Origin of the sequence: Simiaoa sunii (assembly GCF_014337175.1) — a bacterium.
GTDB lineage: Bacteria > Bacillota > Clostridia > Lachnospirales > Lachnospiraceae > Acetatifactor > Acetatifactor intestinalis.
Genome location: NZ_CP060633.1, coordinates 598164 through 619837 on the forward strand (window position 1 = coordinate 598164; position 21674 = coordinate 619837).

The 21674-nt window shown below is 45.2% G+C and carries 24 protein-coding genes and 1 pseudogene; 22 read left to right on the top strand and 3 right to left on the bottom strand.

From position 1 onward, the window contains the following. Positions 1 to 13: 13 nt before the first annotated feature. Both H9Q77_RS02850 and H9Q77_RS02855 read right to left on the bottom strand, forming a co-directional pair. Entirely contained in the window at positions 14 to 727 is a 714-nt protein-coding gene (locus H9Q77_RS02850) for a response regulator transcription factor (RefSeq protein ID WP_118547333.1), read from the bottom strand. Further along, positions 717 to 1778 carry a sensor histidine kinase gene (locus H9Q77_RS02855; RefSeq protein WP_249326484.1) on the bottom strand — a complete coding sequence of 354 codons (1062 nt, stop codon included), beginning with the start codon at positions 1776 to 1778 and terminating at the stop codon, positions 717 to 719. Before H9Q77_RS02855 ends, H9Q77_RS02850 begins: the two co-directional genes overlap by 11 nt. 392 nt (positions 1779 to 2170) lie before the next feature. Between H9Q77_RS02855 and H9Q77_RS02860 the strand changes: the two genes are divergently transcribed. From H9Q77_RS02860 to H9Q77_RS02935, 17 genes and pseudogenes are all read left to right on the top strand, one after another. Next, the gene (locus tag H9Q77_RS02860) at positions 2171 to 3421 is read left to right on the top strand and encodes an HlyC/CorC family transporter (RefSeq protein ID WP_249326485.1); all 1251 of its coding nucleotides are present in this window, start codon (positions 2171 to 2173) and stop codon (positions 3419 to 3421) included. 32 nt (positions 3422 to 3453) lie between these two features. Beyond that, positions 3454 to 4794, top strand: a complete 1341-nt coding sequence (locus H9Q77_RS02865) for a TrkH family potassium uptake protein (RefSeq protein WP_118547334.1) — start codon at positions 3454 to 3456, stop codon at positions 4792 to 4794. Positions 4795 to 4813: 19 nt separating this feature from the next. Then, positions 4814 to 5461, top strand: a complete 648-nt coding sequence (locus H9Q77_RS02870; RefSeq protein WP_118547331.1) for a potassium channel family protein — start codon at positions 4814 to 4816, stop codon at positions 5459 to 5461. 32 nt (positions 5462 to 5493) lie between these two features. Beyond that, on the top strand, positions 5494 to 6681 hold the full coding sequence (locus H9Q77_RS02875) for an AI-2E family transporter (RefSeq protein ID WP_249326486.1): 1188 nt from the start codon (positions 5494 to 5496) through the stop codon (positions 6679 to 6681). 450 nt (positions 6682 to 7131) lie between these two features. Continuing rightward, a complete protein-coding gene (locus tag H9Q77_RS16610; RefSeq protein WP_283244804.1) occupies positions 7132 to 7266 on the top strand; it encodes a hypothetical protein in 135 nt (44 codons plus the stop codon). 252 nt (positions 7267 to 7518) lie between these two features. Continuing rightward, positions 7519 to 8232, top strand: a complete 714-nt coding sequence (locus tag H9Q77_RS02880; RefSeq protein WP_249326487.1) for a lantibiotic protection ABC transporter ATP-binding protein — start codon at positions 7519 to 7521, stop codon at positions 8230 to 8232. Continuing rightward, on the top strand, positions 8225 to 8956 hold the full coding sequence (locus H9Q77_RS02885; protein WP_004853398.1) for a lantibiotic immunity ABC transporter MutE/EpiE family permease subunit: 732 nt from the start codon (positions 8225 to 8227) through the stop codon (positions 8954 to 8956). Before H9Q77_RS02880 ends, H9Q77_RS02885 begins: the two co-directional genes overlap by 8 nt. A gap of 1 nt (position 8957) precedes the next feature. After that, on the top strand, positions 8958 to 9698 hold the full coding sequence (locus tag H9Q77_RS02890; protein WP_005330844.1) for a lantibiotic immunity ABC transporter MutG family permease subunit: 741 nt from the start codon (positions 8958 to 8960) through the stop codon (positions 9696 to 9698). A gap of 14 nt (positions 9699 to 9712) precedes the next feature. Continuing rightward, positions 9713 to 10375, top strand: a complete 663-nt coding sequence (locus tag H9Q77_RS02895; protein WP_015512795.1) for a response regulator transcription factor — start codon at positions 9713 to 9715, stop codon at positions 10373 to 10375. Beyond that, positions 10363 to 11739, top strand: coding sequence for a sensor histidine kinase (locus H9Q77_RS02900; RefSeq protein WP_249326488.1), 1377 nt, complete (start codon positions 10363 to 10365; stop codon positions 11737 to 11739). Before H9Q77_RS02895 ends, H9Q77_RS02900 begins: the two co-directional genes overlap by 13 nt. A gap of 36 nt (positions 11740 to 11775) precedes the next feature. Next, positions 11776 to 11997 carry a hypothetical protein gene (locus H9Q77_RS02905; RefSeq protein ID WP_249326489.1) on the top strand — a complete coding sequence of 74 codons (222 nt, stop codon included), beginning with the start codon at positions 11776 to 11778 and terminating at the stop codon, positions 11995 to 11997. A 19-nt stretch (positions 11998 to 12016) separates the two neighbouring features. Continuing rightward, the gene (locus H9Q77_RS02910) at positions 12017 to 12325 is read left to right on the top strand and encodes a type II toxin-antitoxin system RelB/DinJ family antitoxin (protein ID WP_249327123.1); all 309 of its coding nucleotides are present in this window, start codon (positions 12017 to 12019) and stop codon (positions 12323 to 12325) included. Further along, positions 12322 to 12642 (top strand): type II toxin-antitoxin system RelE/ParE family toxin, encoded by a 321-nt coding sequence (locus H9Q77_RS02915; RefSeq protein ID WP_249326490.1) that lies wholly within the window; start codon positions 12322 to 12324, stop codon positions 12640 to 12642. The genes H9Q77_RS02910 and H9Q77_RS02915 overlap by 4 nt, the downstream gene beginning before the upstream one ends. A 77-nt stretch (positions 12643 to 12719) precedes the next feature. Next, positions 12720 to 12887 (top strand): annotated as a pseudogene (locus tag H9Q77_RS02920) (tyrosine-type recombinase/integrase); the annotation flags it as partial. Between the two features lie 217 nt (positions 12888 to 13104). Beyond that, positions 13105 to 13584, top strand: a complete 480-nt coding sequence (locus tag H9Q77_RS02925) for a hypothetical protein (RefSeq protein WP_118547328.1) — start codon at positions 13105 to 13107, stop codon at positions 13582 to 13584. A gap of 147 nt (positions 13585 to 13731) precedes the next feature. After that, positions 13732 to 14583: a hypothetical protein gene (locus tag H9Q77_RS02930; protein ID WP_118547327.1), complete on the top strand. Its 852-nt coding sequence runs from the start codon at positions 13732 to 13734 to the stop codon at positions 14581 to 14583. Positions 14584 to 14871: 288 nt separating this feature from the next. Beyond that, on the top strand, positions 14872 to 15276 hold the full coding sequence (locus H9Q77_RS02935; protein ID WP_249326491.1) for a hypothetical protein: 405 nt from the start codon (positions 14872 to 14874) through the stop codon (positions 15274 to 15276). 16 nt (positions 15277 to 15292) lie between these two features. Here the strand turns inward: H9Q77_RS02935 and H9Q77_RS16925 are convergent, their stop codons facing one another. Next, complete coding sequence (locus H9Q77_RS16925) at positions 15293 to 15703, bottom strand: hypothetical protein (RefSeq protein WP_408641165.1); 411 nt, start codon at positions 15701 to 15703, stop codon at positions 15293 to 15295. Positions 15704 to 16252: 549 nt separating this feature from the next. On the opposite strand from H9Q77_RS16925, the gene H9Q77_RS02945 reads away from it, so the two are divergent. The 5 genes from H9Q77_RS02945 (at position 16253) to H9Q77_RS02965 (ending at position 21583) form a co-directional block, all read left to right on the top strand. Beyond that, on the top strand, positions 16253 to 17236 hold the full coding sequence (locus H9Q77_RS02945; RefSeq protein WP_118547326.1) for a LacI family DNA-binding transcriptional regulator: 984 nt from the start codon (positions 16253 to 16255) through the stop codon (positions 17234 to 17236). Between the two features lie 66 nt (positions 17237 to 17302). Next, positions 17303 to 18415 carry a mandelate racemase/muconate lactonizing enzyme family protein gene (locus H9Q77_RS02950; protein ID WP_118547325.1) on the top strand — a complete coding sequence of 371 codons (1113 nt, stop codon included), beginning with the start codon at positions 17303 to 17305 and terminating at the stop codon, positions 18413 to 18415. A 14-nt stretch (positions 18416 to 18429) separates the two neighbouring features. Next, a complete protein-coding gene (locus tag H9Q77_RS02955) occupies positions 18430 to 19854 on the top strand; it encodes an aldehyde dehydrogenase family protein (RefSeq protein WP_118547324.1) in 1425 nt (474 codons plus the stop codon). Continuing rightward, positions 19851 to 20747 (top strand): carbohydrate ABC transporter permease, encoded by an 897-nt coding sequence (locus tag H9Q77_RS02960; RefSeq protein WP_249326492.1) that lies wholly within the window; start codon positions 19851 to 19853, stop codon positions 20745 to 20747. Before H9Q77_RS02955 ends, H9Q77_RS02960 begins: the two co-directional genes overlap by 4 nt. Beyond that, positions 20744 to 21583, top strand: a complete 840-nt coding sequence (locus H9Q77_RS02965; protein WP_118547322.1) for a carbohydrate ABC transporter permease — start codon at positions 20744 to 20746, stop codon at positions 21581 to 21583. Before H9Q77_RS02960 ends, H9Q77_RS02965 begins: the two co-directional genes overlap by 4 nt. The last annotated feature ends 91 nt before the right edge of the window (positions 21584 to 21674 follow it).

A 21674-nucleotide genomic window follows, 5' to 3' on the forward strand; every position in this document is an offset into this window, starting at 1 on the left:
AACTTTGGCAGCGCTATGCCTCATCCTCCGCCAGCATACGGTATCCGACGCCAAGCTCGTTGATGATGTAGCGCTTTTCACCGGGCGTCACGCCCATTTTCTTGCGGATGTTCTTCATATTGACTTGCAGCTTTTTGACGCTGCCATAGTCCGAATACCCCCAGACCGCCTGAATGATGGCGGCATACGTCAGCACCTTTCCGGCGTGAACGGAGAGAAACGCCATGATGTTGTATTCCGTCTGGGTCAGGTCGATCTCCTCTTTCCCTACAAAAACCTGCCGTGTATCGTAATCAATCAGCAAATCCTGCAGGCGGAATTTCCCGTCGGGACTGCTTTCATCCTCTTCACTGTGCCGATGGCTGCGGAGAACGGCGCGGATGCGAGCCAGTAGTTCCTCCGTGCCAAAAGGCTTGGTGATATAGTCATTCGCGCCCAGATCCAACGCCTCCACCTTATCCCTCTCGTTGGAACGGGCGGAAAGCACAATGATGGGCACGGTGTCTGTCTCCCGAACTTCTTGAATCAAGCTCATACCGTCTCGATCCGGCAGACCAAGATCCAAAAGGATGAGGTCCGGATGATGGGAGGCATACATCATCATGCCAAGCTCGCAGGTTTCCGCGCAGAGCACCTGATAGTCGCTGGTTTCCAGATTGGCTTTGATAAAACTTCTGATGTTGGCCTCGTCCTCTACAATCAGAAGTTTGTACTTGTTATTGCCCATCGTCCTCACCCCCTTTTTCCAGAGCAAAGCGGAATACCGCGCCGCCGCCCTTCCTATTTTCCGCAGTAATCTCGCTGCCGTGCGCCTTGACGATGGCGGCGCACACGGATAGTCCGATTCCCATATTGCTGCGGGTTCCGTCCACCGGCGCGGCGGACTTTTCATAACTTCCGGTGAAAATCTTTTGAAGTGCATCATCCGGGATGCCGCAGCCGTTGTCGGCAACCTCAAATACCGCCTTATCCCCCACAAGAGAAACGGAAAGAGTCAGCTCCGTCATGCCTTTTGCGTGGAATACGGCATTTTCCAGAAGATTCAGCAGTACCTGTTCAATAAGGAGCGAATCCATGGGAATGTCCACAAATTCCTCCGGTATATGTGTGATGACCTTCTGATTCGGATGCTTTTTGGAAAACTTCATGAGAACCGAGTCAATCAGCTCATCCAGAACCGTGGGTGTCTTCACGACTTCCACTTTCGCACCGTCGATTCTTGTAACCGACAGAAGATTTTCAACCATGCGGATGAGCCATTCGCTGTCCTCCTGAATTTCTCCCAACAGCTTGAGCTGTTGCTCCTTTGGCAGCGCGTCATACTTGGAGATCAGCGTGGAGGAGGACCCGTATATGGAGGTGAGTGGTGTGCGCAGATCATGGGAAATCGCCCGCAGCAGATTGCTCCGCATTCTCTCTTTTTCACTTTCTGCCCGCAGCTTTTCCTGATCCCGAATGCGGCTGTTCAGCGTACTGGTGGAAACGGCAACTGCCAGCATAATGACGGCAGATAGGATGCTTTCCTCCACGAAAAAGTCGAAGACATAATAGGGATAGGTAAAGGCAAAATTCACCGCAAATACGCTGACAATTGCCGAAGTGATGCCATAGCAATACCCGTGGGTTCTCAGCGAGATCAAAAACACGCCGAACACAAAGATCATGGGTACCAGCGTCTGCGTGGTAAAGAGCTTCTGAATCAGCAAATTGACGGCAAAGGCACTGCAAAAAATAAGGATCGAAAATAGAGTATCTTTTTGTCGCTGTCGATTCTTCATCATGCTTCTCCTGAAATTTATTGCGGTATAATACGCCATGTTTTTCGGTTTCGGGCGAAGCCCGGGAGAAAAACGGCTTAAATCCAGTGGTATAAATAACAGCCAGCAGTTATTATATCGCATAAGAGGAAGCGTTTCAAGATTTCTCGCAGGAGGATGTTGTACCGCATCTGTTTCTTTACTGAATCTACACCACGAAAATGCTATGATGGAAACACTAAATAAAAAGGAGGAAGAAATCCGTGGAAAACGACAGTAGCGACGATAACGGCAGCCGCTCTTATATGGTCTGTTCGTATGTGACATATCTACGCCCTTTGCTGCGATATCGGGTATAGACGTGTCTTTTTTGTATGAAATAATCGTAGGAACAGAACATAAAGGAGTTTGAAATGAATTATTTGGGAAGTATTTTCGTAATGGTGGTCTGCATTGCCATGTCCGCCTATTTCAGCGCCACAGAAACGGCGTTCTCATCCCTGAATAAGACCCGCCTCAAGGTGTTGGCGGACAATGGAAACAAGCGGGCAACGCTGGCGCTCAAGCTATCTGAAGACTATGACAAGCTGATCTCCACCATCCTGATCGGCAACAATATCGTGAATATCATGGTGGCATCCATCGGCACACTTTTGTTCGTAGGGCTTTATGGCGATATTGGCGCGACAGTTTCTACGGTCGTCGTAACGATCGTTGTTTTGATTTTTGGTGAGATCACCCCTAAAAGTGTTACAAAGGATACCCCGGAACGTTTCGCTTTGTTCAGTGCTCCGTTTATCCGCCTTTGGATTTTGATTCTGACGCCGCTGAATTTCCTCTTTTCCCAGTGGAAGAAGCTGGTTTCCCGCTTCTTCAAGACGGATGACGATGAAAAAATGTCCCACGAGGAACTGCTCCTTTTTATGGAGGACGTGGAGCAGGACGGCGGAATTGACGAAAACGAAGGCGAGCTGCTGCGCAATGCCCTTGAATTCCGTGACCTGACGGCGGCAGAAATTTTGACCCATCGAATTGACCTGGAAGCCGTGGACATCGACAAGAGTCATGAGGAAATTTCCAGAGCCTTTACCCAGTCCCGCTTTTCCCGTCTGCTGGTCTACCGGGATACCATTGATCAGATCGTCGGCGTTCTTCATCAGAAGGATTTCTATATCAACGGCAAGATGACGGATCAGCCCATTGCGGAGATCATGACGAAACCGTTGTTTGTCTATCAGTACACAAAAATCCGGGATATTTTGAAAATGTTCCAGCATCAGAAGTCCCATATCGCCGTGGTCGTAGATGATTTCGGCGGAACGCTTGGTATTGTTACGATGGAGGATATTCTGGAAGAACTGGTTGGTGAAATTTGGGACGAACACGACGAGGTGGAGGAAGATTTTGAAAAGCTGGACGAGAATACCTATCGCGTGGACTGCTCCGTCAGCCTGGAGGATTTTACGGAATTCTTTGACATCAAGCTGGAATCGGACAGTGTTTCTGTCGGCGGCTGGGTCATGGAGCAGCTGAATAGAGTCCCCGTCAAGGGCGATTCCTTTACCGCTCAGAATTTGGAGATCACGGTCTCCGATCTGAGCGCGTACAGGGTATCCTTCATCACAGTCAGGCAATGCGACGTGTGTCTGACCTGTGAACAATAAAGCAATCACGCGATTCATAAGGGGTGAGGATGATGTCGGAAGAAATGGTTTGTAGAAAGCACCGCCTTTCGTCTTTTCAAATTATCATATTGGGTTTTGCCGGGGTCATTCTGTTGGGTGCGTTGCTGCTGATGCTGCCGCTTTCCACAACAGCCAGGTGCGTAACGCCATTTCATGAAGCACTTTTCACCGCGACCTCCGCTGTTTGTGTGACGGGTCTTGTGGTGCAGGATACCGGCAGCTATTGGTCAGTTTTTGGCAAGGCGGTGATCCTGACGCTGATTCAGATAGGCGGGCTCGGTGTTGTCACTGTGGCGGCATCGTTTGCGCTACTGTCCGGGCGAAGGATCTCTCTGATGCAGCGCAGCACCATGCAGGACGCCATCTCAGCGCCGAAGGTCGGAGGGATCGTCCGGCTGACACGGTTCATCCTACGAGGGACATTTCTGATCGAACTGATCGGTGCGCTCGCCATGCTGCCGGTGTTTTGCCGCGACTACGGATGGCACGGGATCTGGATGGCGGTATTTCACTCCATCTCCGCCTTTTGCAACGCAGGGTTTGACATTCTGGGAACGAACAATAATTTGTATCCGTCCCTTACCGGTTATGTCCAAAATCCGGTGATCAATATCACGGTTATGCTGCTGATCATAACCGGCGGCATCGGATTCTTAACGTGGGATGACATTTGCGAAAACAAGCTGCATTTCCACCGTTATCGAATGCAAAGTAAGGTCATTCTCGTTACGACACTCACGCTGATCGTCCTTCCAGCGCTGTTTTTCTTCTTTGTGGACTTTGATGCCCTTCCCCTCGGAGCGCGGGTTCAGGCAGCCCTGTTCCAATCGGTCACGCCGAGAACGGCGGGCTTCAACACAGTCGATCTACCCGCCATGTCCGGCGCATCGCTGGGCGTGATGATCCTTCTGATGCTCATTGGCGGCTCTCCGGGGTCTACGGCAGGCGGCATGAAAACCACCACGCTGGCAGTTCTGCTTTCCAATGCTGCCGCGACCTTCCGCCAGCGAGACAGCGCCCAGTTCTTTGGGCGCAGAGTCGATTGCAGCACCGTCAAAACCGCCGCGACCATCCTGACGATGTACCTTGCGCTGTTCTTTGGCGGAGGCGTTTTTATCAGCGTATACGAGGATCTCCCGCTGTCCTCCTGTCTGTATGAAGCAGCGTCGGCGGTAGGCACGGTTGGACTGACATTGGGTATTACGCCGCAGCTGCATATTCCCTCGCAAATGGTATTGATCGCGCTGATGTATCTGGGCAGGGTCGGCGGGCTTACACTCATTTATGCGGCGGTGTCCAGCAAGAAAACCGGCAGCGCAAAGCTGCCGCGGGAAAGCATCACGATTGGATAAGCAAAGGAGCATCTATCCCATGAAAAATGTTTTATTGATCGGAGCAGGCCGCTTCGGGCGGCATATCGCCATGCAGCTCTCTCAACTGGGGCATCAGGTCATGGCAGTCGATACCAATGAGGAACGGATCAACGATGTGCTTCCGTTTGTCACCAACGCACAGATCGGCGACAGCACCAATGCGGAGTTTCTGCGTTCGCTCGGTATCGGAAATTTTGATGTTTGTTTTGTGACCATCAGCGGCAGCTTCCAGAACTCGCTGGAGACCACCTCGCTGCTGAAAGAGCTGGGTGCCAAATGCGTGGTATCCCGCGCCGAACGCGATGTGCAGGAGAAGTTTCTGCTCCGCAACGGCGCAGATAACGTGGTCTACCCTGAAAAGCAGATGGCAAAATGGGCGGCGATCCGATTCACTGCCGACCATATTTTCGACTACATAGAGATCGACGAGCAGCACGCCATCTTTGAAGTGCAGGTGCCGGAGGCGTGGATCGGGAAAAGCGTTGGTGAGCTGAACGTCCGCAGAAAGTTTGGCATCACCATTCTTGGCATCAAACGCGCAGGAAAAACGGATGTTTCCGTTACGCCGGACACCATATTGTCCGATGACACTACGATTTTGGCGTTGGGTGAGTATAAAGCCCTGCAAAAGTGCTTTCGGATTTGAAAGGGTCTCCCATACTGACAGAAAGGAAATACATGGAGAAAAAACCACAAAACACAGCCGGTGACAGAAACAAGAATCCCGCGCCGCAGGGAAGCAAGTGGCCGGACAAGACGATCATTCGCTATATTACCCGCGCACTGGTGCTGCTGATCATATTCGCATGGGCACTGGTAAACCTTGACGTTGTTTTGCGGTTTCTCGGCAAGGTGCTTGCGCTGTTCACTCCGTTTTTGATCGGCGGCGCGATTGCTTTTTTGATCAACGTAGTCCTTCGACCGTTGGAATGCTGCTGGAACAAGGTGTGCCGCAAAGCTCCTGCAAAGCTGGTCCGCCCTGTGTGCCTGACAGCAAGCACCGTACTTGTCCTTGGAATTCTGTTTGCCGTGGTGTTTATGATGATCCCCAGCCTGCGGGAATCCGGCGAAGAGTTTGTCCAAAACATTCCGCTCTATGTGGAGGAAATCGGGCGGTGGTGGACAGGCGTTGTCCAGTTTGCCGCAAAATATAATATTGTCCTGCCCGAATACACCATAGACTCTGACCTGTTGATCGAGAAGCTCACCGCCTTGATCAGCGACGAGGGAAGCGGCATCCTTACCGTGACGTGGGGCGCGGCAATCTCTGTCCTGTCGGTTTTGGTGGACGTTCTCTTGGGACTTGTCTTTGCGCTGTATCTGCTTGCAAAGAAGGAAGTCGTCGCGGCACATTTGAAAAAGCTCGTTGTGACAGTCCTGCCGCAAAAGAAGGCGCAGCGGCTGCTGAGTATCGCTTCTCTGACCAACCAGACATTTACAAATTTTGTCAGCGGTCAGCTTACCGAAGCGGTTATCATCGGCGTTCTGTGCTTCTTTGGAATGCTGATTCTTGGGATCCCGTATGCCGGTGCGGTCTCGGCGTTTGTGGCTGTTACTGCGCTGGTGCCGATTTTCGGCGCATGGATCGGCGGCGGTCTTGGTGCGTTTTTGATCCTGCTGGCAGAACCCGGCAAGGCGCTGTGGTTCATTCTCTTTTTGCTCGTTTTACAGCAGGTGGAGGGCAACCTGATTTATCCCAAGGTGGTCGGTAAGTCCGTTGGGCTTCCCGGACTGTTGGTGTTGATGGCTGTCACAATCGGCGGCGAAGCATTCGGCATCTTAGGGATGCTGTTCAGCGTTCCCGTCTGCGCCGTGCTGTACAGTCTTTATCTGGAGTTCATGAAGAAAGCAAGTGCTCGGCACTGAATGATTCATAATCGGATAACTTCTGAGCATTGGGCTGTATGCCAAATGCAAAGAGCTTGGGATATTCCAAAAATCGCCGCGTGTATGGACAGCGGCTGTGCTTGCTGTTCTCTCAAATCTCAATATCCGCAGATCGTGATGTCCCCGCTTTTTCGAAAGCGGGGACATTTTTTCTTCTCCGATACTTAAAAAACGGCAGAAAAATGTCCGTTGTATTGTGAAAGGAGTGTTTCAATATGCCGGATCGCACGCGACCCATCCGCAAGGAAATCTGCCTGAACGAGCAGGAACTGAATCTCATAGCCACAATAACAGGCACATGAGAGTGAATAAATTATTGGAATTGGATGAAGATGTGCCAGATAGCGACAGAATTGAAAAACAGCATTACATAGAGAAAATGAAGCCGGAATACAAAAATCGCAAGTGAGTATCAGAGGTATTGTGCTTATGATAGATTATGATCATGATGGGAAAATTGATAAAAATGATTTTGTCATTGAAGAAATGATGAATGAGGAGCATGAAGAGAGTGGATATTGCAGAAAAGATATTATGCAAAGCTTTACCGGATTGGAAAGCTGAAAAAGAAGCCATACAGTCAGGTATGGAAGTATAAGGATGATATATAGTTTGGATGAAATCACGGAGATATTCTGTAAATTAGGACTTCGTATTTGTAACAGCTTTGCTGACTTCAGTGGAAAGCCGAGTCCTGATAATGATATTCAATTGATGGTTTATTCCATACGGGAATAAATCTTCATCAAATCTTTATTTTTTTCTGTTAGGTTATATTTCAGTAAGAAATGAAATATAGAAGGAAGGATAGTAAAGATGGAAATGATGTTACAGACACAAAATCTATGTAAATATTTTAGAAAACAGAAAGCGGTAAATAATGTTTCACTTAATATCGAAAAGGGACAGATTTATGGACTGCTTGGACCGAATGGCGCTGGTAAATCTACCACATTGAAAATGCTGACCGGTATGATGAAACCAACTGCAGGAAAGATTTACTTTGATGGAAAACTTTTGGATAGGAAAGATTTATCAAAAATAGGAGCGTTAATTGAAAATCCGCCTATTTATGAAAATCTTTCCGCCAGAGAGAATTTGAAGGTAAGACAATTATTGCTTGGTACAGATGAAAACAGAATTGATGAGGTCTTGCAGATTGTATCACTTACAAACACCGGAAAGAAGAAAGCAGGACAGTTTTCTTTGGGGATGAAGCAAAGACTAGGCATTGCAATGGCATTGCTTGGAGAACCGGAACTTTTGATATTGGATGAACCTACGAATGGATTAGATCCAATAGGCATCGAGGAATTACGAGAGCTGATCCGGTCTTTTCCGGAACAGGGAATCACTGTAATTCTCTCCAGTCATATTCTCTCAGAGGTACAGTTACTTGCAGATAAAGTCGGGATTATTTCAGGTGGAATCTTAGGATACGAAGGAGCATTAAAGCAGGGAGATAATCTTGAAGATTTGTTTATGAATGTGGTAAGAAAAAACCGGAGAGCAGGTGAAATCCATGGTTAATATTATAAAAGCAGAACATCAAAAAGCCAAAAGAACCATGCGAAAAAAGTTTATCTGGGGATTTCCTCTTCTTACATTTGTCATGGCATTTATATTTACTCTTGGGATGACAAATGCTTATGCAGAAAGTGTTTGGAACTGGTGGTATACACTTTTGCTGCCGGGGATGATTGCTCTATTTTGTTATCTTTCTGTGGCGCAGGAGAAAAAGATAAAATACTATCATTTAATGACTATTCCCACAGACAGAAGAAAATTGTTGCTGGGGAAAATTATTTATATTGGGTACATGATTTTGTTTTCTAATGTGATTGTGTTTGCAGGAGCAACGCTTGGAGGCTTTCTTCTAACGACACATGTTCCAGTTGGAGGAGCGTTGATTGCAGTATTGTTTCTGACGGTTTCTGAGTTATGGGAGATTCCGGTAGCTTTATTTTTAAGTGAACGATTTGGAATGATTGTAAACCTGTTCGTCTGCCTGTTTATTACCGTCAGCGGTGTGGTAATATCACAAACCAGAATCTGGTATGTACTTGTTTCTGCAATCCCTATGCGAATGATGTGCCCGTTGCTTCATGTTTTACCAAATGGACTTGCCGCAGAAGCAGGGAATCCTCTTTTGGATACGGGAGTCATTGTTCCGGGAATGTGTCTCTCAATCATCTGGTTTGTTTTTGTAACGGTTCTGTTTTTGAAATGGTTTGAGAGAAGAGAGGTGAAATAAGATGATTGGAAGATCTCTTAATGCAGACTTGCGAAAGATGAAAGGAACATCTGTGATTCTGGCACACTTACTGATTCCGATTATAACCAGCGTTATATTTTTAATATATTACTTTTTTTCACCATGGAATGAAAATATGAAAGTGATTGCATTTTATCAGGCAATAGGAGCAGGACTTCCGGTACTTATTGGAATTTTTACAGCAAGTGTGATGGAACAGGAACAAAATGCAGGTGATTTTCAAAATCTGTTGTCTTTACCGGATAAACCTGCAGCATTTTTATCGAAACTGTTGATGCTACTGGTTTTGTGTCTGTGCTCTATCCTATTGACAGCAATCATATTCGGAATTGGATTTGGAAGAATCGCATCAAGCGATATCGAAATCATGAAAGGATGTATATTTGCAGCATTGCTGCTGTGGGGAAGCAGTGTTCCACTTTATCTGTGGCAGCTGATTCTGGCTTTTCAGTTTGGAAAAGGGGTATCCATTGGAGCAGGGATTATATCAGGACTAATTAGTGCATTGATGCTTACCGGACTTGGAGATTATGTGTGGAAATATGTATTTGTCTGCTGGACGGGTAGAGTACCATATACTTATCTGCAATCTGTATTGGGAGAAACTAGTGTAGGTGAATGGTTGTCATTCATACCAGGTTGCTTAATATTTACAGGGATTAGTATGGTATACTATTTTTGGTGGGTAAACCACTGGGAAGGAAACAGAATATCGGAATAGAATCGAGGGAAACTATGGCAAAAATACTGGCAGTTGATGATGAACCGGCAATTCTGGAAATGATAGAAAGCATTTTGAATAAGGATGGACATCTGGTTACCAAAGTAAGTAATCCACTGAAAATTAATATGGAAGAATTACATCGTTATGACCTGATTTTACTGGACATTATGATGCCTGGAATTGACGGCTTCGAATTATGCAAAAGAATCAGGGCACTTGTGGATTGTCCGATTTTGTTTCTTACGGCAAAAACGGAGGAAAACAGTCTGGTAAACGGACTTTCTTTAGGAGCAGATGATTATATTTCAAAACCATTTGGAGTGATGGAACTTCGGGCAAGGATCAATGCACATCTTAGAAGAGAGCACAGGGAACATTCTGTCCGGATGGTTTTAGGGAGAGTCTGCATTCAGATGTCTCAAAAGAAACTGTTGATGGATGATAAAGAACTTCCGTTTACGAAAGCAGAGTACGAAATCTGTGAATTTCTGGCTAAAAACAGAGGACAGGTTTTCTCGAAGGAACAGATATTGGAAGCGGTCTTTGGCTTTGACAATGAGAGTAATGACAGTACTATAATCACGCATATCAAAAATATAAGAGCAAAATTTGCGGATTATGATTATATGCCGATAAAAACAGTCTGGGGGATTGGATATAAATGGGAAGAGTAAAGAGAAGCAATGCACTCAGCAGGATTTTTATGAGATATGTACTGGTCATGCTTGGATCATTAGTTGGTTTGGTGATTGTTGCTTGGCTGCTGCTGTGCCTTTTGATTAGTGTGGGCTGTATTTATCCGGCAAATTATGCAGAGCAAAAGATTAATGAAGCATATGATACGATTCTACGTGCAGATAAAGTGACTGCTGAGATGATTCCCGCACTTTGTGATTATGTAATCTTTTCAGAGAATGGAGAGAAAATAGGTGGAGATCTGTCAGAACAATACGAACAGATAGCATGGAATGTTGCAAAGTACGGAAACGCATCCGGGAAATATTTTTATAAAGTAATTGTAAGGGAAAATGAATATGTTGTATTGCAATATCGCCTGACACCTCAATATCATTCAGCTTTTTTGAGGGAGCATTTTATAGGACCACAGAATGTGATGAGTATTATGTCTGTGATTGGAGCGGTAGCGATTATCATCATTCCGTCCATACGTTTTGGAAAAAGAATCAAAAAGCAGATGCAGCCTGTATTAGACGCAATCGGACAAATAAAGGATCAAAATCTGGAATATGAGACATCCTGTTCCGGTATCAAAGAGTTTGATGACTGTTTATCGGCAATCGATGATATGCGAGATGCATTGCGAGAATCTTTAGAAAAGCAGTGGAGAACAGAGCAGGAAAAGAAACAGCAGATGTCTGCTTTGGCGCATGATATTAAAACACCTCTTACGATTGTACGGGGAAATGCAGAACTACTTTCAGAGACTGAACTGACCACAGAACAGAAGAAAAATATCACTTATGTTTTGAACGGCACAACACAGATACAAAGTTATGTAAAACAGTTGATAGATGTCACAAAATCATGGAATTGCAGTGATGTTAGCTATACAACGGTGAGGTTAGAAGATTTTTTCGCAGATATAAAGGAACAGGCACTCGGACTGGTAGAAATCTATCACCAGAAGATAGATTGGAAGGCGGAACAAAGTGATAAAAAGGTAACGATTGCTTATGATCCAATGTTCCGGGCCGTAATGAATGTGATTCAGAATGCAGTGGAGCATACAAAAGAAAATGGAATCATTTATATTGACGCAAAGGAGCAGGATGGCCGGCTGACATTCATTGTGGAGGATAGCGGATCAGGATTTACAAAAGAAGCATTATTGCATGGCACAGAGCAGTTTTTTATGGATGACACAAGTAGAAATGGCGAAGCCCATTATGGGATGGGACTATTTTTTGCAAAAACTGTGGCTGAAAAATATGGTGGAGGTATTAAACTTTCAAATTCTGAAAATACAGGTGGGGCGAGGGTAGAAATATTTTTCCTGAGTAGTCAGGAAACAAGCTAAATAGACCGCAATTAAGCTATGTAAAAGAAATTTTACATGAGAGCCAGCGGTCTGGCAGAGATAGCCAAAGTACTTCAGACTACGCCGAATTATCTGCTGGGTTTTGCAGATAATAATGATGGATTTGCGGACGAAGCGCTTGGTTTGTTGCGAGATGTGAAGGATCAGTCTGTAAGAGAGATTCTTTTGAAGCAGATCATGGCACTGATTTGGAAAATGTATTGCTTTTGTCCGTACATTGACTTACAATATGGGTAAAAGAAAGGGGCGTGATGATATGGCAGCTAAATCAGCAAATCTTTATGCAAGAATAGAGCCGGATGTTAAAGAACAGGCTGAGGAAATTCTGGCTACTTTGGGGATCCCGGCATCTAATGCTATCAATATGTTTTATAAGCAGATCATTCTAAATAGGGGGCTTCCGTTTGAGGTAAAGATTCCAACTGCGAGACCTGTTGATATTTCGAGAATGAACGCAGAGACTTTGGACATGGAACTTGAGAAAGGATATGCGGATATGCAGGCAGGGCATACCAAATCTGCAACTCAGGTTTTTGCGGATATCCGAAGGGATTATAATGTATGAAATATGATGTTACCTTTACGGAGCAGGCTGAGAACGATCTTCGCGGTATCTTTGAGTATATAGCATTTGATCTTCTTTCGCCTGAGAATGCAGCCGGACAGCTTGACCGGATCGAAGAAAAAATCCTTTCCTTGGGAGAGTATCCGGAGAAGTTCCGGCAATATGAAAGAGAGCCCTGGAAGAGTCGAAATACACCAGTTGTGCCTGTTGATAATTATGTTATTTTCTATATCCCCGATAAGACAAAGAAATTGGTTACAGTGATTCGGGTTATGTATTCCGGAAGAGATGTAGATAAGCAGCTTATCAGACAGTGAAGAATCTGATCGGTGATATCAAGAAGTTATTGGAAAGCAGAACAGTCCCTTATTTCAGGGAAACATTATAAGGAGTGAATACTTTCTGTACCAGGCTTTGCGAGAACGAAACGAATCTCAAGGTCATTCAGACGGTGATGGGACACAAGGACATCCAGACGACGATGGATATCTACGCAGATTGCACCGAGGAGAAGAAGCAGGAAGTGATCAAGAAGATGGAAGATAAGATTTTTGTGATTTAAAAGTGCCTGTTAAAGCAGTGCCTTTTCTCACAAATTACAGTTTACGTCTTAATCCACCGACTGACCGAAAAATGAAAAGTGATGCATCCAGTACCACACGCTAAGACATTAGCACGGAACAGGACGGCAATCCTCAAAGACCCTGAAATGCATTTGGACGGAGCCAAGGGGACAAAGACGGAATAGGACGTAAGAACTGACCAATCCAATCCCGACAATGAAGAGCTTAGACAGTAGCGCTTCCAAGAAAGCTGACGGCAAGGCAGAAGGTGCTCAGACCGCCGGTGATAACAACGGATTCTTCACTCCGAACAGCAAGATCGATTTCTCCAACGTGAAGATTGAGCCCCTGTTCGAGGAAGCCGTAGACTTCGAGACTTTCAGCAAGTCCGATTTCAGAGCTGTTAAGGTAAAAGAGTGCGTGGCAGTACCCAAGTCCAAGAAGCTGTTACAGTTCACTCTGGATGACGGCACCGGCACCGACCGCACCATCCTCTCCGGTATCCACGCTTACTATGAGCCGGAAGAACTGGTTGGGAAGACACTGATCGCCATCACCAACCTGCCCCCCAGAGCCATGATGGGCATTGAGTCCTGTGGTATGCTGCTGTCCGCAGTATGCGAGGAGAACGGCGAAGAGAAGCTGAACCTGCTCATGGTGGACAACCATATTCCGGCAGGCGCGAAGCTGTACTAAGAGAAAAATAATGAATGCGCCAGAAGGCAGATAAGTCTTCTGGCGCATTTTTTAATAAATTGCTCTGTATACAAAAATCAACCATCGGTAGAATGACATTATTCTCCGAATCTGGTATACTTTCAGTAAAAACAGGAGGTATCCGGGATGGAAAAGGCAAAAGTAACAATGAGAAACTGGGAGCCCTATGTATATGACGGAGAGTACAATCTGTCGGGGACTGCGGATGTACATCCACGGCTGGGAAGAAATGTCTATGTAGCCACGACATCCACGTTGGTCAAGGCTTCTCTGGAAGAGGATGTTCTGATCTATGAGACCAGAAATACGGTCTATCACTGCCCGCTGAAATATATGATGGTATCACCGTATGGGAATGTAGTACAGGAATACCGGGAGGAACTGGCCCGTCTTGATACTTCGGAAAATGCACTGGACCGGATCATTGCCGCAGCAGCGAAAATGTCACTTGGAGAGCCGGAGGATACGGCGGATGAAATGGTGAGAAAGATCCGCGCTCTGCAGGAGACAGGACAGCAGGAGATTGCGCAGATGGAAGAACAGGAGAAGCAGCGCCTGATCGAAATTGCAGGGAAATATGAGGACTGTGTCTACATTGAAGTGTCCAGCGTTCACAGCGGAAGCAAATTGGCATATCATCTCGGGGATGCTGTGGGAATTGTGAATCCGGGAGTTCACATCGGAATGTTTCAGGACAGCGTATTATACATGAAATATGCCACCGAAGAAGATCCCTGCGCATTGGATTTCCGGTATTTTCCGAAGGGATTCGGCAATGTCATGGAGACCTACAGCTGGTCCGATAATATTAAGCAGGCCGTGATCAAAAATCAAAAGGGATACAGCCTGATCTTCAACCATGAAGAAATCGCTCCCGGGGAGACGAAGGTATTTACCCCGGTCACCCATAAGCAGGGACTGTTCAGTCCGGACTGCTATAATGGGAAATCTTTGTTTACAATGGAGAAGGAAGACTGAGAGCGCAGAGTATGGTAAAAAATTCCAAGGAAAAGGAAAATGCAAACAATTTTCAAGAAATACAGGCATGCTGCCTGGCCTGCAATGCATTTGCGGATAAAATAGAATATCAGAAATCAGACGCAGGTAATCGGATTTATTGCTCAGGATGCGGAGTAAGCTGGGGCAAAAGGTAAGGCACTTTTTCTGTAAAAGAGAAGAAATATTTATCGGATGTAACAGTAATGAACTATTGGTTCATCTGACTTGCCCATAATTATGGCAAAAATAGCAGCGTCATAAGAGGTAATGATGTCAACCATGCCTTCAACATACGCTTTATTATTTGTGCAGTTCTTAGTAATAGTAACTGTTCTCGGAAAAGGGTGCAGAATATGTGAGCAGGAGTATCTGTCGTTGTTCCCGGCTCTTGCAATCAGTTATTATGCCAATTTGAAAGGATTGAAAGTTGAACTTGGCTCTGATAGGTTATTCGGCATTGCACTTGATGTATATATTCCACTGGAGCAGGTTGCCATTCAAGTGAATACGGACTCGGAGAAGATAGACATACTAAAGGAACATCTCTGTAAACAACGTGGAATCAAACTCATTAAGTTGCCGATGAAACCAAACGAAGCGGAACCCGAATATGCACAGCGTATCAAAGCAGCATTCCAGAGCGTACATATATTTATATCTTGGCATATTTGATGATTTCTGCAAGGTCTTATATGCGGTGTTCCAGTTTCACAACGCTCTGCTTGGCAGATTTTCCAGCTTCGGTTTTTACAGTAATCTGATGCTTCAAATCGGAGAGAGAACCAACTTCATTATAGCTTTGTGCAGCAATCTTCAAATTTTCGATAGCTGCCCATTGCTGGAGTCCGGGACTGTTTTGGAATTTTTCATCCGAGCTATCAATGAGCCTGCGGGCAGAGTAGTCTTTTTTCGGAATAACAGATTTTCGCTCACACTTCATTTTGATGCGTTCCAGGATACGTTCCTTTGTGTATTCCTTACCAAGCAATTTCGTACTGCCACGGACAAAATGTTCTTTATCCAAAGGACGGAAAGAGATGTATTTGGCAGCATCTTCTTCAAAAGATTCCCCTTTAATTTCATATCCTTTGGCTCTCATTAAAAGTAAAAAATCTTCGTATGTGGAAGCTGACTTGATACAAACATTGATGTCCCTTCTAAGCTGGGTTTTCCAAGTAGAGCCATTCTGATCAGACTGCCATTCTTTGTATTTTTTACCACGTTCACCACCCGGAATAATGATGGAAAGGTTATGCGCTTTGAGAAGACGACAACGAGGAAGATCAAGAGGTTCTAGGATATTGCTGTGATGTACAGGGCATAATATAGAAAAGATAATATGAGAAAAGACAGCGGGCAGAGAGGATTTCTGCCCGCTGTTTTAATATGAGTTTTTAGATATCATCCAAGATGTAAAATAATTATATTTAAAAACAAATAAAAATCAAATAATTATTGACAAATTATTTGATAAGATGTATGATAAATACAACATATAGAAAGAGAAAATTGACAATAAATCAATTGGGTTGTAGAAAACACATAATTAATTCTGGTAAATCTTGAATTGCGTCGACTCTGTTTTTCTGATAAAATCAAATAATATAGCATGTTCTATCATATAATATTTGATTAAGGAGAAAATAATATGGCAACGATTAAGGAAGTAGCAGAACTGGCAAATGTATCTGTGCCGACAGTGTATAAGGTGTTTGATGAAAATTATACAACAACGGATGAAATCAGAAAAAGAGTATTAAAAGCGTCAAAGGAGTTGGATTACAGACCAAGAAAAAATCGGAAAACCTACAGGGACAGTAAAACGATTGCAATTATTTATAATGAATTTATAAATTCATTTAATAACTATATAACCCGAGGAGTGTCAAATGAACTGGAGCGGTATGGTTACCGGCTGGTCGTGCTCCATGACGATGAGATTATTGCGCAGGATGATAAAAATGTAAAACAGATTCAGGCCATGGGGGCTGACGCACTTATTTTTACGCCTGTATCAGATGAAAAACAAGAGGCGATACTTGAGCTTGCGGAAAAAAAATTTCCCATGATACAGCTTTTCCAGACAGCATATTCAAATATAGATACCATTCAGTTTAACGATGAACTGGGGACATATCTGGCAACCAGTTATCTTTTGAAAAACGGCCACAGAAAGATTATGCTTGCATCCCGCACAGACAGAAGTGAACTGATCCGGAAACCCGGCTATTATCGGGCATTTGAAGAAATGGGGCTTGTGGTGGATAAGAGGTATTTATATACGCTTAATTATGTAAACAGCGTGAAACAGATGGTGAAAGAAAAAATACTTAAGGAAAAACCCACTGCGATCATCGCTGTCAGCGAGGCAATGTGTGCAACGGTTATATTAGCGCTTAGAGAGCTGCATTTGTCGATACCGGGCGACGTCAGTCTTATTTCATATGATGATTATCCGTGGATGGAGGCGTTTGGGATCACAGCGGTCTCGCATCCGTTTAGCAAAGTCAGCTCGATCATATCAAGACTGATTGTGGATCAGCTTACAAAATCATCTTCGGATGAATGGATCCCCTCTTCTTTTATGATCGATCCGAGCCTTAAGGTAAGAGATTCTGTAAAAATGATATAACTGCCATACAGACGGAACTTCGGGAGATTACAGGGGATAGGTCTGAGATGGCAGAAAGGAGAAGAAATGATTATTACAAAAATTGAACCCGTTAAACTCCGTTATTACCCTCAGAAGCCCCTGAGAGACGGACTAGCGCGAATCCCAAGCCGGGATGTGTTTCTTCTGAAGATAGAAACAGATGAAGAAATCTATGGCATAGGAGAAGGTTTTGCGCTCGGATGTCTGGATTCGGTCGCGGCGTATACCTTGGAGTGTCTTGCGCCTCTTCTTATAGGCAGTAACCCGCTGGAAATCACGCGTTTGTGGAACCGTATTTATCAGCAGACGTTCCGTTTTGGAAAACGAGGCATTGGGATCGCAGCTTTGAGTGCGGTGGATATTGCATTGTGGGATATCCTTGGGAAGAAAGCCGGGCTTCCCGTATGCTCTCTTTTGGGAAAAGCCCATGACTGTATTTATCCCTATGCAAGTGCGGGATACTATGCGCCGGGAAAAACAATAGAGGATCTCAGGAAAGAAGCGGCGGGATACAAAGCCCAGGGATTCCAGATGATGAAAATGAAGGTGGGAGGAGCGCAGCCGGGCGAAGACATGGAGAGAGTCGCAGCAGTTAGAGAAGTTCTTGGAACGGATGTTAAGCTTGCTGTTGATGCAAATAATTCATGGGATTATGAGACAGCTCTGAAAATGGCGCGTTTTTTTGAAACTCAGGACGTATATTTTCTGGAGGAACCTCTCTCGTCCGATTTTTGGGAAGAGAGCGCAAAGTTAGCAGCGGAAGTAGATATCCCGATTGCAGGATACGAGACAGAACTTACTCTGCATGGGCTCAAACCGTTTATCGTACATAATGGCGTAGATATCGTGCAGACAGATGTGATATGGACGGGAGGGATAAGTGAAGCGAGAAGGATCGCTATGCTGGCAGAGGCCTGGGGAAAGATGACAGTTATGCATTTTTCTGCTTCCATGGTATCTCTCGCGGCAAATCTTCAGTTGGCGCTGAGCATGAACAGTTCGAAATATATCGAGTATACTCTGGATGAAAATCCCCTGAGAGACCGATTATCAAAAGCACCAGTATTAATGAAAGATGGAGTTGTAAAAGTGCCGGATCTTCCAGGTATAGGAGTAGATCTGGACTGGGATGTTGTTAAAGAGTTTCAGGTTCAATAAGGAGGTTGCGCTGAATGAAAATGTTGTTGAATGGGAAAAAAGTCGGGACAGAGGGAAGAGAAGAAATCATTGTCATAAATCCATACACTCATGAAGAAATCGACAGTGTGCCGTGCGCAGACCTGAACGATATCGATACAGCTCTGGAATGCGCCCGGGAAGGCGCGGAGAAGTGGGGAAGAGTGCCTGTGCTGGAACGGGTCAGGATCCTGGAGAAAGTTTCTTCTAAGATTGCGGAGAAAAAAAAGGATATTGCGCTTCTCCTTTCAAAAGAGGCAGGGAAAATCTATACGCAGGCCGAGGAGGAAGTTGATCATGCGATCGGATTGTTTAAAGAGTACGCAAACAGACTGAGATATGATTATGATTCTGTGCTGCCGTCAAATGAAGATATGATCCTCGTTACCCGGGAACCGCTGGGGGTTGTGGCATGTATTTTGCCGTTCAATTTTCCTGTTGAACTCTATGCCCAGAAAGTTGCCCCTGCTTTGGCGGCAGGGAATGCCATTATAATAAAACCATCTGTCGAGACACCGCTTTCATCAATCTATCTCTCGGAATTGATAATAGAGTGTGGGGTAGAGCCAAAAGCGCTCCAGGTAATTACAGGACACGGTTCTGTAGTCGGCAGCGCGCTTGCATCATCAGATAAAATAGACGCAGTGAGCATGACGGGAAGTACAGAGGCTGGGATTTCCATATATGTTTCGGCGGCAAAGAATCTGTCGCGGTGTTTTCTTGAGCTCGGGGGGAATGACCCTTTGATCATTTTTGACGATGTGGATCTGGATACGGCAGTAACGGAGGCAATAAATGGAAGGATTGTCCATGCCGGACAGGCGTGCTGTTCTTCGAAAAGGTTTATCGTACAGGAAAATATTTATGATGAATTTGCCGGACGTCTTGCGGAACGCCTGAAAGGGATGAAGATTGGGGATCCTCTGGATCAGGGCAGCAGGATCGGACCGCTGATCGATGAAAGGGCGGCGCAAAGAGTTGAGGAGATCGTGGATCGAACAGTAAAAGCCGGGGCGTACTGCCTGTGCGGAGGCAGAAGATTTGACGGAAACTTTTTCGAACCGACAGTGCTTACAGGGGTTACCCCGGCTATGGATATCGCTCAGAATCTTGAAGTGTTCGGACCGGTATTTCCTTTGATCAAATTTAAAACAGAGGAACAGGCGGTTGCCATTGCCGACAACTGCACGTATGGGCTTTCAAGCGGTGTTATTTCAGGAGAGATACAGCGGGCGATTCGGGTTGCGCGGCAGTTAGATGCAGGAAACTGTACGATCAATGGAACAGGTCTGTATCGCACACATGATATGCCGTTTGGCGGACACAGAAAAAGTGGGCTCGGTACAGAGGGATTGTATGCTACGCTGGATGAATTTACGAAGACAAAGACGTATGTGTGGAAAGGGGCTGCGATCAGATGATGGGGGTGAAGGGACGAAAGCGCAAACAAAGGGAAATAATGTATGACTGTGTGTTTGTCGGACCTGCTCTTATAATATTTCTTATTTTTGTGCTTCTGCCCTTCTTGATGAGCGTAATTCTTTCATTTACGTCATGGAATGGGCAGACGGCGCCGGAATGGACGGGCCTTTCGAATTATAAGCTGATATTCAGCGGGACGGACTCGTTTGGCCGGAACTTGTGGTTTACTGCGAAATATGCATTTATGTATGTGGCGGCTGTGAACATTCTTGGGCTTGTATTTGCAGTGCTTCTGACAAATAAATTTGTAAAATTCAGAAATCTTTCCAGAACGATGATAATCCTTCCGTATATGGTAAGCGGACTTGTGCTGGGGTTTATCTGGCAATTCATATATAATAAGGTCTTTCCTCAGATAGGGACGGCAATGAACAGTGATCTGCTGGAGACGTCCTGGCTGGCTACGCCGAAAATGGCGTTTTATGCACTGGTCATGGTGAGCGTCTGGCAGATGGCAGGGTATGTAATGTTTATTTATATCGCCGCTTTGCTGAATATACCGTCTGAACTGGTCGAATCAGCGCAGCTTGACGGGGCAGGGGGATTTCAGATATTCAGAAAAGTGAAATTCCCACTGATCATGCCGGCAGTTACGATTGGATTATTTTATGCGGCAAATACAGCATTTAAAGTTTTTGATGTCAATTTTGCGCTGACAAACGGCGGACCTGCAAATTCTACGGTTTCAGTAGCGATGGATATTTATAATGAGGCGTTTGCAAGATCAAACCATGGTCTTGGCTGTGCGAAATCGACGATATTTTTCCTCGTTGTTGCAGCTCTTACATTTGTCCAGCTTAAATTTACACAGAGCAGGGAGGTGCAGATGTGAGAAGGAAACATAAAAAACATATAATAAAAACCTGGATTCTGAGTATCGCAGCTTTAGCTGTTGGCATAGTGTTTGTATCTCCTCTGTACCTGGTTTTTGTCAATTCTGTTAAAACGGTAAGAGAGATATATCTGTCCCCGTTGGGGCTCCCTGTTGAGATTAGCTGGAATAATTTCGGGCGTGTGATGGAGAAGATCGATTTCGGACAGGCATTAAAGAACTCTCTGTTTTTTGTTGTGTTTGGTGTTGCGGGGCTGCTAGTCATATGTTCAATGGCTGCATACAGACTTGCCAGACACAGGACCAGGGTGAATAAATTCGTTTATCTTTTGCTTGTTTCATCGATCCTTGTTCCTTTTCAGACCGTCATGATACCGCTTATAAAGATAATAGCTTCAATAGGGCTGTATAATACGAGGATTGGAGTTCTACTTGCATATTACGGATATGGGATCCCGTTTGCGGTCTTTCTCTTTTATGGGTTCCTGAGCAGTATTCCCAGGGAGATAGAGGAGGCTGCGCTGATAGACGGTGGCTCGCTGTTTCAGGTGTACCGCTGTATTATCCTTCCGCTGCTGAAACCTATCTGCGTGACGGTTGCCGTACTTGATGTGCTGTGGATATATAATGATTTTCTGCTTCCATTTGTGCTGATATCAGATAATGAACTGCGAACGCTGCCTTTGGTCATGTATACGTTTTTTACTGCGTATGAAAGACCCTGGGACCTTGCAATGGCGTCGCTTACGATGGTTCTTACACCGGCAATTATCATGTTTGTAATTTTACAAAAACAGATCACAGGAGGAATTGTATCCGGCGCTGTCAAGGGATAGTGCCCATGTAACGGGAGTAGGCACAGGACCATAAGTGTCTGACGTAAAGCAGCTGCACGTCAGGCGCCCGGGAACCTGATGCTACAAATAA

What these genes read in the sequence shown, in the direction of transcription:
- H9Q77_RS02850 (WP_118547333.1), bottom strand. Translation starts at nt 727, where the DNA reads ATGGGCAATAACAAGTACAAACTTCTGATTGTAGAGGACGAGGCCAAC.
- H9Q77_RS02855 (WP_249326484.1), bottom strand. Translation starts at nt 1,778, where the DNA reads ATGAAGAATCGACAGCGACAAAAAGATACTCTATTTTCGATCCTTATT.
- H9Q77_RS02860 (WP_249326485.1), top strand. Translation starts at nt 2,171, where the DNA reads ATGAATTATTTGGGAAGTATTTTCGTAATGGTGGTCTGCATTGCCATG.
- H9Q77_RS02865 (WP_118547334.1), top strand. Translation starts at nt 3,454, where the DNA reads ATGTCGGAAGAAATGGTTTGTAGAAAGCACCGCCTTTCGTCTTTTCAA.
- H9Q77_RS02870 (WP_118547331.1), top strand. Translation starts at nt 4,814, where the DNA reads ATGAAAAATGTTTTATTGATCGGAGCAGGCCGCTTCGGGCGGCATATC.
- H9Q77_RS02875 (WP_249326486.1), top strand. Translation starts at nt 5,494, where the DNA reads ATGGAGAAAAAACCACAAAACACAGCCGGTGACAGAAACAAGAATCCC.
- H9Q77_RS16610 (WP_283244804.1), top strand. Translation starts at nt 7,132, where the DNA reads ATGATAGATTATGATCATGATGGGAAAATTGATAAAAATGATTTTGTC.
- H9Q77_RS02880 (WP_249326487.1), top strand. Translation starts at nt 7,519, where the DNA reads ATGGAAATGATGTTACAGACACAAAATCTATGTAAATATTTTAGAAAA.
- H9Q77_RS02885 (WP_004853398.1), top strand. Translation starts at nt 8,225, where the DNA reads ATGGTTAATATTATAAAAGCAGAACATCAAAAAGCCAAAAGAACCATG.
- H9Q77_RS02890 (WP_005330844.1), top strand. Translation starts at nt 8,958, where the DNA reads ATGATTGGAAGATCTCTTAATGCAGACTTGCGAAAGATGAAAGGAACA.
- H9Q77_RS02895 (WP_015512795.1), top strand. Translation starts at nt 9,713, where the DNA reads ATGGCAAAAATACTGGCAGTTGATGATGAACCGGCAATTCTGGAAATG.
- H9Q77_RS02900 (WP_249326488.1), top strand. Translation starts at nt 10,363, where the DNA reads ATGGGAAGAGTAAAGAGAAGCAATGCACTCAGCAGGATTTTTATGAGA.
- H9Q77_RS02905 (WP_249326489.1), top strand. Translation starts at nt 11,776, where the DNA reads ATGAGAGCCAGCGGTCTGGCAGAGATAGCCAAAGTACTTCAGACTACG.
- H9Q77_RS02910 (WP_249327123.1), top strand. Translation starts at nt 12,017, where the DNA reads ATGGCAGCTAAATCAGCAAATCTTTATGCAAGAATAGAGCCGGATGTT.
- H9Q77_RS02915 (WP_249326490.1), top strand. Translation starts at nt 12,322, where the DNA reads ATGAAATATGATGTTACCTTTACGGAGCAGGCTGAGAACGATCTTCGC.
- H9Q77_RS02925 (WP_118547328.1), top strand. Translation starts at nt 13,105, where the DNA reads ATGAAGAGCTTAGACAGTAGCGCTTCCAAGAAAGCTGACGGCAAGGCA.
- H9Q77_RS02930 (WP_118547327.1), top strand. Translation starts at nt 13,732, where the DNA reads ATGGAAAAGGCAAAAGTAACAATGAGAAACTGGGAGCCCTATGTATAT.
- H9Q77_RS02935 (WP_249326491.1), top strand. Translation starts at nt 14,872, where the DNA reads ATGATGTCAACCATGCCTTCAACATACGCTTTATTATTTGTGCAGTTC.
- H9Q77_RS16925 (WP_408641165.1), bottom strand. Translation starts at nt 15,703, where the DNA reads ATGAGAGCCAAAGGATATGAAATTAAAGGGGAATCTTTTGAAGAAGAT.
- H9Q77_RS02945 (WP_118547326.1), top strand. Translation starts at nt 16,253, where the DNA reads ATGGCAACGATTAAGGAAGTAGCAGAACTGGCAAATGTATCTGTGCCG.
- H9Q77_RS02950 (WP_118547325.1), top strand. Translation starts at nt 17,303, where the DNA reads ATGATTATTACAAAAATTGAACCCGTTAAACTCCGTTATTACCCTCAG.
- H9Q77_RS02955 (WP_118547324.1), top strand. Translation starts at nt 18,430, where the DNA reads ATGAAAATGTTGTTGAATGGGAAAAAAGTCGGGACAGAGGGAAGAGAA.
- H9Q77_RS02960 (WP_249326492.1), top strand. Translation starts at nt 19,851, where the DNA reads ATGATGGGGGTGAAGGGACGAAAGCGCAAACAAAGGGAAATAATGTAT.